The following is a 17,020-nucleotide window of genomic DNA, read 5'->3' on the forward strand; positions in this document are numbered from 1 at the left end:
CCCTCCCAAGGGTTCAGCAATAGGGATTCGAACTCGGGCAGGCGGTGGTCGAACCCGAAAGATAGTTGATCCGCTGGTTCCAATTGCTTTCGCGAATGATGTCCGCAGTCGAAGGGCCGGTATAGGAAGGCGGGTTATAGCCCGAGAGCGAGAAGGACGGCGTCCAGCTCGACCAGCTTTGCGCCCAGCTCGACCGCCGGCTCTCGGCCCAGGCCGCATATTCTTTCTGCCGCCGGGCATTTTCCTGCCGGATCGGCTCGGCGCGCATCGAGCGATAGATGGCAGCGGCCATCGGGCTGCCGCGGTCGGCGGCGATCAGCATATAGCGCTCGCCCTTGGTACGGTCCTCGGCCACGCCGTCGCCATACCAATAGGCCATGCCCATGAAGACCGCGGCGTCGATATGCCCGACGCGTGCGGCGTTTTCGAACAGGATCAGCCCGTCCGCGCGGCGCGACGTGTCGAACACGCCGGGCAGACCATAATAGAGCCAGCCGCCGAACAGCCATTCGGCATCCTCATTGCCCTCCTGGACGAGGCGATAGACCGCCTGCACCCCCGCCATCCGGTCGCCGGTGCCCTCGGCCACGGCGCGGCCCCTGCGGAGCTGCTGCTCGACCGTTGCCGCGGGATCGATCGCGGGGATCCGCCCGCGCAGGCCCGGCTCGGCGGCGAGCAGCCGCTTCGAGATGTCGCAGCCTTCCCTGTCGCCCAGGCGGCAGCCCTTGTCGTTCAGCGCCAGTGCGACAGCATTGTCCTGGTTGACCCCGACCCCGCCCATATAGACGGCGGCGAGATAGGTGCAGGCCGGGCCATAGTTCAGGTCGCAGCCACGGCGCAGATAATAGCGGCCCTCATTGTCGGTCGTCGTCGCGCCCGCCATCTGGCTGACCCCGATCCGCCCGATCTGGTTGCACGCCAAGCCGTCGCCGCCCTTGCACGAGGCGTCGAGGAACTGCTCGCCCTTGTTGAAATCGGCCTTGGGGCTGCCGACGCGGGTCAGCGCGATGCCGTGGAGCGTGCAGAGCCGCAGCCGGTTGCCCTGCCCCTGCGTGCACCCGATCCGGGCATAATCGGCGGCCTTGGCCCGATCGGCGGTTACGCCCAGCCCCTGTCCATAAGCGTCGGCAAGCCCCTGACATCCCCAGGCGCGCCTCGCGGTGCATGCAGTCTCGAACATCTTCATCGCCTCGGCGCGCGAGGCCGAATCGCGCTTGTCGTAGAACAGCGCATTGGCCTTCATGCGGCAGCCGTCATCAGCCCCCGCGGCGCAGGCATTGTCGATCAGCTGCGACGAACGCCCGCCGTCGTTGCCCGCGAGCCCCACCGCCATGCCCGCACAGGCATTCTGATCCTTGAGGACATTGCAGCCGCGCTCGGCCATTTTCTGGGCCTCGGCGGGATTGGTGAAGCCCGCGCTGCCATCGCGCAGGATCTTGGCCGCGGTCGCACAGCCAGGCCCCGAGCCCTTCTCGCACGCTCGCATATAATAGCCCACCGCGACGCGCATATCGGCTTCGAGATCGCCCAGCCCGGTCTCGAACGCCTTGGCCAGCCGGATGCACTGGTCCGCCTTGCCCTTGGTGCAATCCTTGTCCCACTCTATGGCGATGCCATAAAGCTTGAAGGGCATGTTCTGCTTGCCGTTCCAGAAGAACTGGTCGCGCGAGCCCTGATAGGCGGAGGGAAGCTTTTGCGCCGACGCCGCCGGAGCAATAAACAGGGTCGCGGCGGCCGCAACCCACAAGAACCAGGAACGCATCCTCATCCCCTCTAACGCCTTCAGCCGATTGAAGATAACGGGGGTGAAACCATCGGGCAAGCTGGAGGGTTTTGCGGATCATGGACATAGTCGCATACAAGATACTGACAAAGCAGCAGATGGACGTGCTCGAACACGAAGGCGTCTTCACCGGCGCCCCGATCGACCTGCAGGATGGCTATATCCACCTCTCGACCGCCGAGCAGGCCGCAGAGACGCTGGAGAAGCATTTCGCCGGACAATCGGACCTGTGGATCGCCGCGGTCGATCTGGAGGCGTTGGGCGACGCGGTGAAGTGGGAGCCCTCGCGCGGCGGCCAGCTCTTCCCGCACATCTATGCGCCGTTGCCGCTATCGGTGGTGATCGCTTATTCCGAAGTGCATTACGAGCCCGACGGTAGCCTGCGCCTGCCTGTTACGGGCTGAGCTATTCGGGCTTGTGGCACACCGCCTCGACGTTGATCCCGTCGGGATCGAGCACGAAGGCACCGTAGTAATTGGGATGATAGTGGGCGCGGATCCCCGGCGCGCCGTTGTCGCGCCCGCCTGCGGCCATCGCGGCAGCGTAGAAGGCATCGACCTCGGCGCGGGTCGCGGCCGCGAAGGCGACGTGCATCCCCGAACCGCGCGCGCCGCCGCTCGACAGCCAGAAAAAGGGTTTGCCGTCCTTGCCCAGCCCGAGCCCGTGATAGCCGCCGGACATTTCGGGGGTGATTTCCATCATCACCGTCATGCCGAGCGGCGCCAGCGCGGCCTCGTAGAAGCGGCGCGAGGCTTCGAAATCGCCGGCGCCGATGCCGATATGGTCGATCATGAGCGTCTCTCCTCTCAGGGGAACAGATCGACGACTTCGGCCCCCTCGCCTTCCGCGGCAATAAGTAGAGTCCGATGGCAATGCGCGGGGTCGCGCTCGAAGCAGAGCAGGGCCGAGGGCTTCTCCGCCGCCAGTTCGCGCATCTTCGCCGCCTCCAGCTGCGCCTCGGGCAGGCCGAGCTGCGCGTCGTAGACGGCCTCCAGCGTCTTCACATCGCCCTTCTTGGCGGCATCGCGCCCGAGCTTGGGCGTGCCGAGTGCCTTGAGTCCGACATAGGAAATCCCGGCCTCCCTGAGGCTCGCCGCAAGCACATTCTTCGAGAAGCCCGGCCGCCGCGAGAGCGGAACGGCGCGGACATCGATGATCTGCTCGACGCCGGCGGCCTTCAGTGCGGCGATGAAGTCCTCCATCGTCGTGTTCTCATAGCCGATGGTGAAGATCTTCACGCGCGCCTCGCCAGCGCCGAAACCACGCCCCAGGCGATCAGCGCCTGCCCGCCGACATAGGCCGGCCAGACGAGGATATCGGGAATGGCCGAGCCGTGCAGCGGCCCCATGCGCGAGAAGATCAGCAGGTCCGAAACCACGAACAGCAGCGCGCCGAGCCCCACCAGCGGCGGGAAGCGGCTGACCGCCGCGGTACCTGCCATCGCGCCGAGCCCCGCGGCATAGAGCGCGATCCCGGGCGCCGCGGCGCGATCGGCGGGGATCAGGAAAGCGATCAGCGCGACCACGATGGCCAGCGCCAGCGCAAGCAACGGGTTACCCTGCCGGTTTCGCCAGTAGAGCACCACCGCGACGGCATGCCCCGCCAGAAAGGCAAGCGCGCCGCGGGTGAGGTTGCCCTGCCCCTCGATCAGCACGTCGCCCAGCGCGCCGAACAGCATCACCGCGACGATCAGCCATTTATCGGTGCTTGGCGGCGCCCGCAGCCCCGCCCAGAGCGCGAGAAGCGCGACCCCGGCTCCCTTCTCCGCCACCACCAGCGGCCCTTCGAACCCCATCCAGCTGTTCGAGAAATAATTGGCCGCGACGATGATCGCGGCGACGAAGATCCAGTCGGTCCGGTTGAAGCGCATGTACCGTGCATAGCGCCCGGCGAAGTGCTGCGCTATCGGGGCCGGGCATGACACATCAGGTACATATTATCGGCGGCGGCCTCGCCGGTTCGGAGGCTGCGTGGCAGCTTGCCCAGGCGGGGCACAAGGTGAAGCTGTCGGAGATGCGCGGATCGGGCAGCACGACCCCCGCGCACCAGAGCGACCGCCTCGCCGAACTGGTCTGCTCGAACAGCTTCCGTTCCGACGATGCCGAGCGCAACGCGGTGGGGCTGCTCCACCAGGAGATGCGCGACCTCGGCTCGCTGATCATGGCGCAGGGGGACCTGCACAAGGTTCCCGCCGGATCGGCGCTCGCAGTCGACCGCGACGGCTTTGCCGATGGCGTCACGGCGGCACTCGAGGGACATCCGAACATCGAAATCGTCCGCGAACGCGTCGATGCGCTGCCCGATGACGGCATGACGATCGTCGCAACCGGTCCGCTGACGGGCGAATTGCTAGCCGGAAGCATCGCGCGCGCGACGGGCAAGGACCAGCTGGCCTTTTTCGACGCGATCGCCCCGATCGTCCATTTCGAGAGCATCGACATGGAAAAGGCCTGGTTCCAGAGCCGGTGGAACAAGGGATCGGGCAAGGATTACATCAACTGTGCGATGGACAAGGACCAGTATCTGGCCTTCCACGCCGGCCTAATCGCGGGCGAGAAGACCGAGTATCGCGAATGGGAGAATGTCCCTTATTTCGAAGGCTGTATGCCGATCGAGGTGATGGCCGAGCGCGGGGTGGACACGCTGCGCTTCGGGCCGATGAAGGGCGTCGGGCTCGATCAGCCGAGCACGGGGCGCTGGCCCTATGCCTGCGTCCAGCTGCGGCAGGATAACGCTTCGGGCACGCTGTGGAACATTGTCGGCTTTCAGACAAAACTCAAATATGCGGATCAAGTTGCTCTATTCAGGACGATTCCTGGACTGGAGAATGCCGAGTTCGCGCGGCTCGGCGGATTGCATCGCAACACCTTCATCAAGTCGCCCGAACTGCTCGATCCCACCCTCCGCCTGAAGAGCGCGCCGCATATCCGCTTTGCCGGACAGATCACCGGGTGCGAGGGCTATGTCGAGAGTTCGGCGATCGGGCTGCTCGCAGGGCGCTTCGCCGCGGCGGAGCTGGCGGGAGCGGCCTTGCCCTCTCCCCCGGTCGAAACCGCGCTCGGGGCGCTGCTCACGCACATCACCGGGGCGGCGGAGGCCGAGACCTATCAGCCGATGAACGTCAATTTCGGGCTGATGCCCCCGATCGAGGGGCGGACCAAGAAGGCCGACCGCAAGCTGATGTACACCGCGCGGGCACGCGAGGCGTTCAGAGGCTGGGCGGTCTCCTGAGCCGTCATCCCGGCGAAAGCCGGGACCCAGAGCCACACAGGCCATCGTTTGTAACCCTGGGTCCCGGCTTTCGCCGGGATGACGAGTTTTAATCCTCGCCCTCCTCCTCGGGCGGCGGGCCGCCGGGCGGCGGGCCACCGGGGGGCGGGCCGCGGCGTCCGCCGGGGGGTGGAGGTCCATCCCCTTGCGGGCAACGACACCGCGGCTGCTGGGGGCGGCGCTTGGGCGCCGTGGCCGCGAATTCGGCGCGGGTGAGCGTCCCCGACCGGTCCTTGTCCGCGGTGGCGAAGCGCGAGGTAGTGCGCACCGCGGCCTCCTCGAACGAGAGCTTGCCGTCGCCATTGGTGTCGAGCTTGGCGAAGGCGCGCCGGCGCAGCGCGAGGAATTCGTCGCGGCTGACGATGTCGTTCTTGTCCTTGTCGAGCCGGTCGAAGCGTTTCTGCTCGCGCGTCCGTTCGCTGGCGCGCGGGGCTTCGGCGGGGAGTTCCTCCTCGGCCTGCGCCACCGCGGCGGGCGGCGGCGGTGGCGTCTTGACCTCGGGGGCGGCGGTGCCGCGGAACAGGAACATGCCGGCCACCGCCAGCAACAGCGCGCCCGCGCCACCCACCCAATAGCGCCACATGACCGACTCTCCCCCGACCGTTTCGCTGAGGCGAGGCTAGCCCAAATGGAAGCTAACGGCCAGTCAGCCGATGCCAGGCCAGCCGCGCCACTCTCGCGGGCGATCCGGCAGGGGGCGCCACGCCCGGGGCCAACCGAAGATCGCACCGCGCGAGATGCGCCATCGCCCCCAGCGCGCGCCCTTCGCGGCTCCAGCGCGCGGCGGCGGCGGCGTCGAGCAACGGCTCCGCCATGGCCCGTGCGGCCTCGGTCTCGGCGGGCTCGCCCAGATGCCGGGCGAGGTCGGCCAGCGACCAGCCCTGCCCCGCCTCCGCCAACGGATCGCCCGCCGCGCCCAGCGCCTTGCCCGCCGCCACGAACAACGTCCCCCGCCCCTTCGCGAACCGCGCCAGCGCGTCGCGATCCAGCCGATCCTCGATCAGCACTTCCCAGCCATCGACGACGGGTACGAGCGAGGCCCCCGGCACACCGCTCGCCGCGATCGCCCGAAGCACCGGTTCGGCCGGCGGCGGCCCTTGCTCCAGTGCCTCGAGCCGCTCGCGCCACCAGGCGAGCCTGATCTGTCCGATCGCCGGTTCGCGCGTCGTCCGCAGCAGCCGCGCCAGGGCGTCATCGAGGTCCAGCAGCGCCGCAAGCGCCGCCCGTCCGGGCATCGGCGCATAGGTCAGGATCAGCGCCCGTTCGGGGTCGGGCGGCGTCATGACTCCGGGTCTTTTCGGATACGGGGGTTACGGCCCCTTAACCACGGCCCTTTAAACCCCATTAGCGGTACCCGGCGCATATGCATTTCTGATCGGGGAACGGGGATGACAATGTCCAACGCAGAGCAGACGCGCGAGCCTCGCAGGGGCTTCATGACACGCCTGTCAAAGGACGTGCGCGGCAACACCATGGCGATCATGGCTGCGGCGCTGATCCCGCTGGCGGGAATGGTCGGCGGCGGCGTGGACATTGCCCGCCTCTACATCGTCAAGACGCGGCTGCAACATGCCTGCGACGCCGGCGCGCTTGCGGGCCGCAAGGCGATGGGCGGCGGCACCTGGGCCCAGACGGTCAACGGCACCGCCAACTACCCCAATGTCGCCGCGCAGAAATTCTTCGACGCGAACTATCAGTCCGACGCCTATGGCGCCTCGGGCCTGACGCGCACCTTCACCGAAAATGCCGGCAAGGTCAGCGGCACCGCCTCGGCGACGCTGCCGATGACGCTGATGAAGATCTTCGGCCGCTCGTCGGAAACGCTCACCGTCACCTGCGACGCCGAAATGCGGCTGCCCAACACCGACGTGATGTTCGTGCTCGATACCACCGGATCGATGGGCGACATCCCGGTCGGCGACACCGTGACCAAGATGGCCTCGCTCAAGAGCTCGGTGAAATGCTTCTACGAAATCGTCGCGCGGCTCGACACCGACGAAAACTGCACCACCGGCACGCCCAGCGGCGGCACCGGCGATCAGGTGCAGATCCGCTTCGGCTTCATGCCCTATGCGACCAATGTGAACGTCGGAAAGCTGCTTCCGACCAGCTATTTCGCCAATAGCTGGCCCTATCAGTCGCGCGAAGCCGAGTGGACGACCTCGACGAGCTACACCTATCCCAACCCCGCGGTCGATTCCGCCGGCTCGGGCGGGAGCGGCACCTCCGGGTGGGGGAGCTGGTCGAATGTCAGCAACAGCTATGGCAGCTGTCCGAGCTTGCCGGCCGACCAGAACAACGTGACCGGCGCCTACTCCGAAGACAGCTCGGTCTCGACCGATGGCAGCGGCGTGAAGACCTGGACCACGAAGACCTACAGCAAGTATAATATCGACTATCAGACGACCGGCTGGTGGCCCTGCTATCTGCAGAAGCGCTACCAGGGCACCGGCACCTACACGACGGTCAACCATACCCAGACGCCGGTCACGGTCACCAACCAGACCTTCAACCGCTGGCACTATGGCAAGATCACCACGGACATTTCGGGGCTGAAGAACGGCGCGGCGTGGAACAACAGCTTCACGCTCCCGATCAATTCGAGCGGCACCAGCAAGACGATCACCTGGGACGGCTGCATCGAGGAGCGCGCGACCGTCAAGCAGGCGAGCTACAGCCCGATCCCGAGCGGCGCCAAGGATCTCGATATCGATCTGACGCCCAGCCAGAGCGACTCGACGACGCTATGGGCCCCGGCGCTCGACGACCTGATCTACACGCGCAACGATCCGGGTGGCTGGGGCGGCGGATCGGGCTATTGGACGCTGACCGATCAGTACACCACGTCCAACTATGTCAACGGGTCGCAATATTATTGCCCGACCCAGGCCAAGAAGCTGCAGCAATGGCCCGATGCGGACGATTTCGACACCTATGTCGACAGCCTGACGCCGAACGGGAACACCTATCACGATATCGGTCTGCTCTGGGGCGCGCGCTTCGCCTCGCCGACCGGCATCTTCTCGTCGGAGAACGCCTATACGCCGCAGGGCGGCGAGATCGAGCGGCACATCATCTTCATGACCGACGGCGATCCCTGCACCGGCATCGGCAATTACCAGGCCTATGGTATCGCCTGGTTCGACCGGCGCGAGACCGATAGTGCCACCGCGCCGACCGATGGCTGCACCTCCACGGGCACGATCACGGCGCAGGTCAATGCGCGCACCGCGGCGATCTGCACCGCGATCAAGAACAAGAACATCACCTTGTGGGTGATCACCTTCGGCACGCTGGACAGCGACACGGTGACGCGGATGACCGCCTGCGCCACGCCAGGCCGCTATTTCAACGCCACCAATGCCGCGACGATCCAGGCAACCTTCAAGTCGATCGCCGATCAGATATCGCAACTCAGGCTCACCAAATGACCCGGCAGGTCTCCCATCGATGGCTGCGCGGAATGCCCCGCGCTTCCCTCCCCCGCCGGCTTCCGCGCGCGCTCGCACGCGATGTGAAGGGCGCCACGGTCGTGGAATTCGCGCTCGTGGCGCCCGTCATGGGCCTGGTCCTGCTCGGCGCGTTCGACGTCGGGCACACGCTCTACATGCGCTCGGTGCTCCAGGGCATCATCCAGAAGGCCGCGCGCGACGCGACGCTGGAAACGGGCCTGGCCACCGACACCCAGACCGCGCTCGACGACAAGGTGCGCAACCAGGTCCGCGCGCTCGCGAACAATCTGACGATCACCTTCAGCCGCAAATATTATCGCAGCTTCACCAACGCCGCGGCATCGCAGTTCGAGCCCTATACCGACACCAATAGCAACGGCACCTGCAACGGCGGCGAGCCCTATCAGGACAATAACGGCAACGGCGTGTGGGACGCGACCGGCGGCAATAGCGGCCAGGGCGGCGCGAAGGACGCGGTACTCTACACCGTCACCGTCAGCTATCCGCGCTTCTTCCCGATCTACAAGATGGTCGGCGGATCGAACACGACCGTGCTCACCGCGTCCACCGTGCTGCGCAACCAGCCCTATGGCGACCAGGCCGTGCCCGCCGTGAGGAATTGCCCGTGATCTCCACGCTCCGTACCCTCTTCGCGGCGAGCGGCCGCCGGCTCCAGGGCGACACCCAGGGCGTCGCGCTGCTCGAATTCGCGCTGACGCTGCCGCTCTTGCTGCTGCTGAGCCTGACCGGCGCCGAGCTGACCAATTACATCACCACCAAGATGCGCATCAGCCAGATCTCGCTCCACCTCGCCGATAACGCCGCGCGGATCGGAGCGGGCAGCCAGCTGTCGGTCAAGACGATCACCGAATCCGACATCAACGACCTGTTCATCGGCGCCAACCTGCAATCGGGCGAACTCGGGCTGCAGACCTATGGCCGGATCATCCTGTCGAGCGTCGAGCCGGTGGCCAATCCGAACACCAACAGCAAATACAAGATCGCGTGGCAGCGCTGCTACGGCGCCAAGACGGCGCATGCCTCGACCTATGGCACCGCAGGCCAGACCAACCTCAACGGCGTCGGCCCCGCCGGCCGCCAGACGATCGCGCCCGAAGGCGGCGTGGCGATGTTCGTCGAGGTCTATTACGAATATCAGCCACTGGTGAAGGCTTCGCTCGCACCCACCAGCAGCTTTACCGAGATCGCCTCGATGATGGTCCGCGACCGCCGCGATACGACGGGCGGGACCAATGGCGTTTATCAGGTGGCGGGGGTCACGCCTTCCAGCTGCTGACCAACTCTTCTTTCCGGTGTAGGTAACGAGTCGCAGTTCGACTTTACCGTTTCTTGACACCGGGAGGGGTTATCATGGCAATTGGAAGCGCGCAGCCTGCCGTCAGCGGGTCGCTGGGGTTCGACATCGATAGCCAGCTCTCGGCCGCGCAGGTCACGTCCTTCGTCCAGCAGGGCTATAAATTCTGCGTGCGCTATGTCCCCCTTTCCGGCGCGCCCGACTCGACCGACCTGTCGGCGGCCGAGGTCGAAACGATCATCGCGGGCGGGCTCGCGCTGATGGTGGTGCAGCACGTCTCGGAGCCCGGCTGGACGCCGACCGCCACGCTCGGCACGCAATATGGCAGCACCGCTGCCGATGCCGTGCAGGCGGCCGGTGTGGTGCCGGGCGTGACGCTCTGGCTCGATCTCGAAGGCGTGGCCTCGGGCGTCCCGGCGAGCGACGTTACCGCCTATTGCAACGCCTGGTTCGCGGCGGTGTCCGCGGGGGGCTATGAGCCCGGCATCTATGTGGGGAGCTCAGCGGTGCTCGCCGCCGACCAGCTTTATTCGGACCTCAACACCCAGCATTACTGGCAAGGCGCTGGGGACGTCCCTGCGGTCGCCTATCGCGGCTATCAGATGCTCCAGACGCTCTACGACAATGAGATCGACCAGGACCGGATCACCGAGGACTTTCTCGGGGGATTGCCGACCTGGATGATCGGCTGAGGCATCCACGCCGGGCGCCTTTGATGGAATCGTCATCCCCGGCGAAAGCCGGGACCCAGAGCCGCGAACAGCGTCGCCTGTTGTCCTGGGTCCCGGCTTTCGCCGGGATGACGGTTAGTAGTCAGAGCCGATCGGCGAAATTCTACCGGTACGTCACCTTCTTCACCGCGCTCACCACCCGCGCCGCATCGACCAGCGCGAGCTTCTCGAGGTTCGCGGCATAGGGCAGCGGCACGTCCTCGTTGGTGACGCGCAGCACCGGGGCGTCGAGATCGTCGAAGCCCTGCTCCATCGCCACCGCGACGATCTCGCTCGCGATCGAGCAGACCGGCCAGCCTTCCTCGACCACCACCATGCGGTTGGTCTTCTTCAGGCTCTCGAGCACCGTCGCGGTATCGAGCGGGCGCAGCGTGCGCAGGTCGACGACCTCGGCATCGATCCCCTCGCCGGCTAGCGTCTCGGCGGCATCGAGTGCCACGCCCACGCCGATCGAATAGGAGACGATCGTCACATCCTTGCCCGGCCGCACGATCCGGGCCTTGCCGATCGGCAGGACCCAGTCGTCGAGCTTCGGGACCTCGAAGTTGCGCCCGTAGAGCAGCTCATTCTCGAGGAAGACCACCGGATCCTCGCTGCGGATCGCCGCCTTGAGCAGCCCCTTGGCGTCCGAGGCGTCATAGGGCGCGATCACGATCAGCCCGGGGACGCTGGCATACCAGGGCCCGTAATTCTGCGAATGCTGCGCGCCGACGCGGCTCGCGGCGCCGTTGGGCCCGCGGAACACGATCGGGCAGCGCATCTGCCCGCCCGACATATAGTTGGTCTTGGCGGCCGAATTGATGATGTGATCGATCGCCTGCATCGCGAAGTTGAAGGTCATGAACTCGACGATCGGACGCAGCCCGCCCATCGCCGCGCCCGTGCCGACGCCCGCAAAGCCATATTCGGTGATCGGCGTGTCGATCACGCGCTTGGCGCCGAATTCCTCGAGCAGCCCCTGCGTCACCTTGTACGCGCCCTGATATTCGGCGACTTCCTCGCCCATCACGAACACGCGCGGATCCGCGCGCATTTCCTCGGCCATGGCGTCGCGCAGCGCCTCGCGCAGCGTGACCTTGACCATCTCGGTGCCCGCGGGGACTTCGGGATCGGCGACGGTCGCGGCCTTGTCGCTGACGAGCTTGGCGGTGCCGCTCTCGGCCTTTTTCGGGCCGCCATCCTCGCCGGCGGCGGGTTCGGGCGCGGGGGCCGGAGTGGGCGCAGGCGCAGGCGCCGCAGCGGTGGAGGCGTCCTCCCCCTCGCCCGCGATCAGCGCGATCACCGTGCCGACCTTGACGTTATCGGTGCCCTCGGGAACGAGGATCTGCGCGATCGTGCCCTCATCGACCGCCTCGAATTCCATCGTCGCCTTGTCGGTCTCGATCTCGGCCATGATGTCGCCGGACTTCACGACATCGCCTTGCTTGACGAGCCATTTGGCGAGCGTGCCCTCTTCCATGGTGGGCGACAGCGCCGGCATCTTGAGTTCGATCGCCATCTCAATAGGTCTCCACCAGCACGTCGGTGTACAGTTCGGCCGCGTCGGGCTCGGGGGTCTGCTCGGCGAAATCGGCGGCTTCGGCGACGATCTTGCGGATCTCGGCCTCGATCGGCTTGAGCTGCTCCTCGGTGACCTTGAACCCCTCGAGCTCGCGCTTCACCGCCTCGATCGGATCGGACTTGTCGCGGACCGCCTGGACCTCCTCGCGGCTGCGATATTTGGCGGGATCGGACATCGAGTGACCCCGGTACCGGTACGTCTTCATCTCGAGGATGATCGGCCCCTTGCCGCTGCGCACCCACTTCAGCGCTTCCTCGGCCGCGCCGCGGCAGGCGAGCACGTCCATCCCGTCGACCTGGATGCCCGGAATGCGGAAGCTCTCGCCGCGCTTGTACAGCTGGTCCTCGGCCGAGGAGCGGTTGACCGAGGTGCCCATGGCGTACTGGTTGTTCTCGATCACATAGATGATCGGGAGCTTCCACAGCTCGGCCATGTTGAAGGACTCGTAGACCTGGCCCTGGTTCGCCGCGCCGTCGCCGAAATAGGCCATCGCGACGCCGCCATCCTCGTTATATTTGTGCGCGAAGGCGAGCCCGGTGCCGAGCGAGACCTGCGCGCCGACGATGCCATGGCCGCCATAGAATTTATGCTCGGTCGAAAACATGTGCATCGAGCCGCCCTTGCCGCGGCTGATCCCCGCCGCGCGGCCGGTCAGCTCGGCCATGATCACCTTGGGATCGATGCCGTATGCGAGCATATGGCCGTGATCGCGATAGCCGGTGATCACGCTGTCGGTATCGCCGTTGAGCGCCGACTGGAGCCCGACCGCGACCGCTTCCTGGCCGATATAGAGGTGGCAGAAGCCGCCGATGAAGCCCAGCCCGTAAAGCTGGCCCGCTTTCTCCTCGAAGCGGCGGATCAGCAGCATCTGCCGATACAGTTGCAGCAATTCTTCCTTGGTTGCCTTGTACCGTTCTGGTTCGTTGGGCCGTTCGCGGTTGGATACGGCGGGTACGGCGGACGCTTTCTTGGCCGGCGATTTTGCCACGTGCTCGAAATCCTCATCCCGGGGAGGGTCAGGCGGGCGCTATAAGCGTGTTTTCATGCCCCGCGCAACTCAACGCGCAGCGACGCCGCGCGTTCATGCGCGAGCGCCAAGCCATTGGTGACAGCGGTTACTTCTTCTTGAGCGGGACGATGATTTCGCCGGGCCGCGCGACGTTGAGATTCTTGCGCAGCAGCTCCTCGACCATGTCGGGATCGGCGCCCTTGCGGGGGTCGAGCAGGTTGACATGGTTCTGCAGCTCGCCCTGGCGCTTCTCGAGCACCGCGAGCTCGGCGGTGCGCGCCGCGACGTCGCGCTTGACGTCCTTGAGCGCGAGTACGCCGTTCGGCCCCATCACCGCGTACCAGGCGAAGAAGCCCATGGTGCACAGCGCCAGCGCGGGCGGACCCGCGCTGCGAAGGATGGTCTTGATCGGTGAACTGCGCCCCATGGGTCCGATTCTTGCCTAATCAACAGGGTTAATCAAGCAGTATCGCTACTTAACATACGCTTAAGGGGTGATTTAGGGTTTCCCGAGCCAGTACTCCCGCGAAAGCAGGAGCACCCGGAGGCTCAAGCCTTCAACACCGACCGGCCCGCATAGACCGCGGCATCGCCCAGTTCCTCCTCGATCCGGATCAGCTGGTTGTACTTCGCAAGCCGGTCCGAGCGCGCGAGGCTGCCCGTCTTGATCTGCCCGCAATTGGTCGCGACCGCGAGGTCGGCGATGGTCGCGTCCTCGGTCTCGCCCGAGCGGTGCGACATCACCGCGGTGTAGGAGGCGCGGTGCGCCATGTTCACTGCGGCGAGCGTCTCGGTCAGCGTGCCGATCTGGTTGACCTTGACCAGCAGCGAGTTGGCATAGCCCCCCTCGATCCCGCGCTTGAGGCGGACGGGATTGGTCACGAACAGGTCGTCGCCGACCAGCTGGACCTTCTGCCCGAGCTTCTCGGTCAGCAGCTTCCAGCCCTCCCAGTCATCCTCGGCCATGCCGTCCTCGATCGAGAAGATCGGGTAGCTGGCGCAGAGCCCCGCGAGGAAATCGGCGTTCTCCGCTGAGGAGAAGGTCTTACCCTCGCCCACCATCCTGTACGCGCCATCGCGATAATATTCGGTCGCGGCGCAATCGAGCGCGAGCATGACATCGTCGCCGGCCTTGTAGCCCGCCGCCTCGATGCTGCTCATGATGAAGTCGAGCGCGTCGGTGGTCGAGCTGAGGTTCGGCGCGAATCCGCCCTCGTCGCCCACCCCGGTCGCCAGCCCCTTCTCGTGAAGCTTCTTCTTGAGCGTATGAAAAATCTCCGACCCGCAGCGCACCGCCTCAAGGATCGACGAGGCGCCCACCGGTACGATCATGAATTCCTGGAAGTCGATCGGATTGTCGGCGTGCTCGCCGCCATTGATGATGTTCATCATCGGTACCGGCAGCACATGCACCGAAACCCCGCCGACATAGCGATAGAGCGGCAGCCCGCGCGCATCCGCCGCCGCCTTGGCCGCCGCCAGGCTGACGCCCAGGATCGCGTTGGCGCCGAGCCGGGCCTTGTTGGGCGTGCCGTCGAGATCGATCATCGCGCGGTCGAGATCGGCCTGGTCCTCGGCATCGAGCCCCAGCACCGTATCGGCGATCTCGCCATTGACCGCCTGCACCGCCGCATCGACGCCCTTGCCGAGCCAGCGGGATTTATCGCCGTCGCGCTTCTCGACCGCCTCATGCGCGCCGGTCGAGGCGCCCGAGGGCACCGCGGCACGGCCGAAGCTGCCATCCTCCAGCATCACATCGACCTCGACCGTGGGATTGCCCCGGCTATCGAGAATCTGGCGGGCGTGAAGGTCGATGATTGCGGTCACGGAACGGTCTCCCTACATCTGGAGGCAAGCAATGGCCTCGGCGCGCGGGCGAGCCTCTAACCGCTTCGCTGCGCCGCGGCAAACTGGATCGCCGATGGAACCGGGCCGGGCGTGTTTTGGTTCTAGCTGCGAAACGTAGGAAGGGCTTCCCGATGGCTAAGAAACCGACGCCAACCAGTGATTTGAGCGACTCGCTGATCCTCGATGCCGAGGAGGTCGCCACCGAGACAAAGAAGTCCGCCGCCGACACGATCCGCGAGGAAGCCGGCAAGCTCGGCAGCCAGGCCGCGGAGCGCGCCCGCGCCTTTGCCGGCGAGGGCAAGGACAAGGCATCGGGCGCGCTCGATGAGGTCGCCAAGATGCTTCACGGCGCGGCGGGCGACGTCGATGAGCGGCTCGGCAGCGATTATGGCCGCTATGCCCGCTCGGCCGCCGAGGGCATTTCGGGTTTCGCCGACACGCTGCGCGGCAAGCAGGTCGACGATCTGATCGACGACGCCACCGCATTTGTGAAGAAGAGCCCGGTGATCGCGATCGGCACCGCCGCCGCGATCGGCTTCGTGCTGGCGCGGCTCATCAAGTCGGGGATCGATGCCGCCGCCGATCTTGGCGACGCCGACGACGGCAAGGCCTGAGCGGATCGACCGGGGGGTGGCCGAAACCGAACCAGACAGCGAATCCGGCGACGAGAGCCTTGGCGATCTGTTCGGAAGGCTGGTCGATGACGCCAAGGGCTTCGGCCAGGCCGAGGTCGATTATTACCGGACGCTCGTCCGCGAGCGCCTGCGCGCCGCCAAGGCGAGTCTGTGGATGGGAGCGGTGGCGATGTCGCTCGCGCTCGCCGCGTCGGTCGCCCTGGTGGTCGGGCTGGTGTTCACCCTCGCGCCCTATGTGGGCCCGGGATGGGCGACGTTGATCGTGGTGAGTGTCGCGCTCTCGCTGGCGAGCCTGATGGGCTGGCTGGCATGGCAGCAGATCAAGCGCGTGATGGGAGAGCTCCCCTGAAATACACGCCCGCCCATGTCGCCGCAGCCGAGGCCCGTGCCGGCGAGGCGCGCGCGCGGCTGCTCGGCACGCTGGGCGAGATCCAGCAGCGGCTGCGCCCCTCGACGCTCGCGCAGGACGCGGTCGAGAGCGCCGCCGCCGGAGTCGCCACCGTCGCGCGCAAGGGCGCCGATGCGGTGCGCAAGCGGCCGGTCGCGCTCGCCGCGGTGGCGGGCGGGATCGGGCTCGTCATGGCGCGCGGTTGGATCGCCGATATCTTCAGGCGCGGGGATGCAACCCAGTCCCGGCCCGATAGTTTGAGACCGAAACGCGTGCGTAGAGCGAAAGGACCGTCGACATGCCCACCCGCAAAGCCTCCGATCCGCTGAGCGAGAACCCGCTGGCCTTGCTCGCGGGCGGCGTCGCGCTGGGGGTGCTGATCGGCGTGCTGCTCCCGCGCGTCGCCAAGGAGCGCGAGCTGCTCGATCCCGTCGGCAAGAAGCTCGCCGGCAGCGCGACGGCCGCCGCCAAGGCCGCCAAGGAGGCCGGCAAGGCCGAGATCGACGCGCTGCTCCCCGCCAAGGACGCCACCCGCGAAAAGGTGTCGCAGCTGATCGAAACCGTGCTCGAGGCCGCGAAGGGCGCCGCGACCAAGGCGTAGCCACCAACTCCGTTCGTGCTGAGTAGAGACCGGGTAGCTGCGAAGCAGCGTATCGAGGGCTCGTATGGAGAGCTCGGGGCTTGAGCCCAGCCGCATAGCCGCTAAGGGGAGCGCGAACTCCCTCCCCGGAAGGCCAGCATGAGCAAGCTCCACCTCGTCTTCGGCGGCCGCGTGAGCGACCCGCAGACGCTCGATTTCAAGGACCCGTCGGCGCTCGACGTGGTCGGCATCTTCCCCGACTATGCCAGCGCAGAGAAAGCGTGGCGCGGCGCCGCGCAGCGCACGGTCGACGATGCCGAGATGAAATATGTCGTGGTCCACCTGCACCGGCTGCTGGAGCCGGATCACGGCTAGGACGAATCGACATTCAACGCATCCAGATCATGGCTGCGGCGAGGTGGATGAAGGCGAGGAAGTATGCGGCGCG

General features: G+C 66.4%; 21 protein-coding genes. 11 read left to right on the top strand and 10 right to left on the bottom strand.

All coding sequences use genetic code 11. The features are described from left to right. Positions 1–13: 13 nt before the first annotated feature. Positions 14–1,762 (bottom strand): tetratricopeptide repeat protein, encoded by a 1,749-nt coding sequence (locus tag OF829_RS18400; protein WP_264941631.1) that lies wholly within the window; start codon positions 1,760–1,762, stop codon positions 14–16. Between the two features lie 80 nt (positions 1,763–1,842). Between OF829_RS18400 and OF829_RS18405 the strand changes: the two genes are divergently transcribed. Next, positions 1,843–2,187 carry a DUF952 domain-containing protein gene (locus OF829_RS18405; protein WP_406701448.1) on the top strand — a complete coding sequence of 115 codons (345 nt, stop codon included), beginning with the start codon at positions 1,843–1,845 and terminating at the stop codon, positions 2,185–2,187. Position 2,188: 1 nt separating this feature from the next. Here OF829_RS18405 and OF829_RS18410 read toward each other — a convergent pair whose 3' ends face one another. Genes OF829_RS18410 through OF829_RS18420 form a run of 3 tightly spaced genes read right to left on the bottom strand, consistent with a single transcriptional unit; the run spans position 2,189 to position 3,653 of the window. Then, the gene (locus OF829_RS18410; RefSeq protein WP_264941633.1) at positions 2,189–2,575 is read right to left on the bottom strand and encodes a VOC family protein; all 387 of its coding nucleotides are present in this window, start codon (positions 2,573–2,575) and stop codon (positions 2,189–2,191) included. Between the two features lie 14 nt (positions 2,576–2,589). Continuing rightward, entirely contained in the window at positions 2,590–3,021 is a 432-nt protein-coding gene (locus tag OF829_RS18415; RefSeq protein WP_264941634.1) for a DUF488 domain-containing protein, read from the bottom strand. Further along, a complete protein-coding gene (locus OF829_RS18420; protein ID WP_264941635.1) occupies positions 3,018–3,653 on the bottom strand; it encodes a lysoplasmalogenase in 636 nt (211 codons plus the stop codon). The genes OF829_RS18415 and OF829_RS18420 overlap by 4 nt, the downstream gene beginning before the upstream one ends. A gap of 47 nt (positions 3,654–3,700) precedes the next feature. Here OF829_RS18420 and trmFO point away from each other — a divergent pair, with 47 nt between their 5' ends. Beyond that, on the top strand, positions 3,701–5,014 hold the full coding sequence (gene trmFO, locus OF829_RS18425; RefSeq protein ID WP_264941636.1) for a methylenetetrahydrofolate--tRNA-(uracil(54)-C(5))-methyltransferase (FADH(2)-oxidizing) TrmFO: 1,314 nt from the start codon (positions 3,701–3,703) through the stop codon (positions 5,012–5,014). A gap of 88 nt (positions 5,015–5,102) precedes the next feature. Here trmFO and OF829_RS18430 read toward each other — a convergent pair whose 3' ends face one another. Beyond that, positions 5,103–5,636: an EF-hand domain-containing protein gene (locus OF829_RS18430; protein WP_264941637.1), complete on the bottom strand. Its 534-nt coding sequence runs from the start codon at positions 5,634–5,636 to the stop codon at positions 5,103–5,105. A 52-nt stretch (positions 5,637–5,688) separates the two neighbouring features. Next, positions 5,689–6,336, bottom strand: a complete 648-nt coding sequence (locus OF829_RS18435; RefSeq protein WP_264941638.1) for a hypothetical protein — start codon at positions 6,334–6,336, stop codon at positions 5,689–5,691. Between the two features lie 153 nt (positions 6,337–6,489). Here OF829_RS18435 and OF829_RS18440 point away from each other — a divergent pair, with 153 nt between their 5' ends. The 4 genes from OF829_RS18440 (at position 6,490) to OF829_RS18455 (ending at position 10,512) form a co-directional block, all read left to right on the top strand. Further along, positions 6,490–8,484 carry a TadE/TadG family type IV pilus assembly protein gene (locus OF829_RS18440; protein WP_264941639.1) on the top strand — a complete coding sequence of 665 codons (1,995 nt, stop codon included), beginning with the start codon at positions 6,490–6,492 and terminating at the stop codon, positions 8,482–8,484. Between the two features lie 32 nt (positions 8,485–8,516). After that, entirely contained in the window at positions 8,517–9,134 is a 618-nt protein-coding gene (locus OF829_RS18445; RefSeq protein ID WP_264941641.1) for a TadE/TadG family type IV pilus assembly protein, read from the top strand. After that, a complete protein-coding gene (locus OF829_RS18450; protein WP_264941642.1) occupies positions 9,131–9,802 on the top strand; it encodes a pilus assembly protein in 672 nt (223 codons plus the stop codon). Before OF829_RS18445 ends, OF829_RS18450 begins: the two co-directional genes overlap by 4 nt. Before the next feature lie 74 nt (positions 9,803–9,876). Continuing rightward, positions 9,877–10,512, top strand: a complete 636-nt coding sequence (locus OF829_RS18455; RefSeq protein ID WP_264941643.1) for a DUF1906 domain-containing protein — start codon at positions 9,877–9,879, stop codon at positions 10,510–10,512. 142 nt (positions 10,513–10,654) lie between these two features. Here the strand turns inward: OF829_RS18455 and OF829_RS18460 are convergent, their stop codons facing one another. The 4 genes from OF829_RS18460 to eno form a co-directional block, all read right to left on the bottom strand. Further along, positions 10,655–12,049, bottom strand: coding sequence for a pyruvate dehydrogenase complex E1 component subunit beta (locus OF829_RS18460; RefSeq protein WP_264941645.1), 1,395 nt, complete (start codon positions 12,047–12,049; stop codon positions 10,655–10,657). 1 nt (position 12,050) lies between these two features. Further along, positions 12,051–13,100, bottom strand: a complete 1,050-nt coding sequence (pdhA, locus tag OF829_RS18465) for a pyruvate dehydrogenase (acetyl-transferring) E1 component subunit alpha (protein ID WP_264941646.1) — start codon at positions 13,098–13,100, stop codon at positions 12,051–12,053. A gap of 127 nt (positions 13,101–13,227) precedes the next feature. After that, positions 13,228–13,548, bottom strand: coding sequence for an FtsB family cell division protein (locus OF829_RS18470; RefSeq protein ID WP_264941647.1), 321 nt, complete (start codon positions 13,546–13,548; stop codon positions 13,228–13,230). A gap of 122 nt (positions 13,549–13,670) precedes the next feature. Further along, on the bottom strand, positions 13,671–14,948 hold the full coding sequence (eno, locus tag OF829_RS18475; protein WP_264941648.1) for a phosphopyruvate hydratase: 1,278 nt from the start codon (positions 14,946–14,948) through the stop codon (positions 13,671–13,673). A 152-nt stretch (positions 14,949–15,100) separates the two neighbouring features. On the opposite strand from eno, the gene OF829_RS18480 reads away from it, so the two are divergent. The 5 genes from OF829_RS18480 to OF829_RS18500 all read left to right on the top strand — a co-directional run bounded on the left by OF829_RS18480 (position 15,101) and on the right by OF829_RS18500 (position 16,947). Further along, the gene (locus OF829_RS18480; RefSeq protein WP_264941649.1) at positions 15,101–15,583 is read left to right on the top strand and encodes a hypothetical protein; all 483 of its coding nucleotides are present in this window, start codon (positions 15,101–15,103) and stop codon (positions 15,581–15,583) included. Positions 15,584–15,599: 16 nt separating this feature from the next. Further along, positions 15,600–15,953: a phage holin family protein gene (locus tag OF829_RS18485; protein WP_264941650.1), complete on the top strand. Its 354-nt coding sequence runs from the start codon at positions 15,600–15,602 to the stop codon at positions 15,951–15,953. Beyond that, positions 15,914–16,321, top strand: coding sequence for a hypothetical protein (locus OF829_RS18490; RefSeq protein WP_264941651.1), 408 nt, complete (start codon positions 15,914–15,916; stop codon positions 16,319–16,321). The genes OF829_RS18485 and OF829_RS18490 overlap by 40 nt, the downstream gene beginning before the upstream one ends. Further along, positions 16,291–16,593, top strand: a complete 303-nt coding sequence (locus OF829_RS18495; protein WP_264941652.1) for a hypothetical protein — start codon at positions 16,291–16,293, stop codon at positions 16,591–16,593. The genes OF829_RS18490 and OF829_RS18495 overlap by 31 nt, the downstream gene beginning before the upstream one ends. A gap of 138 nt (positions 16,594–16,731) precedes the next feature. Continuing rightward, on the top strand, positions 16,732–16,947 hold the full coding sequence (locus OF829_RS18500; RefSeq protein WP_264941653.1) for a DUF4170 domain-containing protein: 216 nt from the start codon (positions 16,732–16,734) through the stop codon (positions 16,945–16,947). Positions 16,948–17,020: the final 73 nt, after the last annotated feature.

Source organism: Sphingomonas caeni, from assembly GCF_026013415.1.
In the GTDB taxonomy this organism is placed as follows: Bacteria; Pseudomonadota; Alphaproteobacteria; order Sphingomonadales; family Sphingomonadaceae; genus Sphingomonas; species Sphingomonas caeni.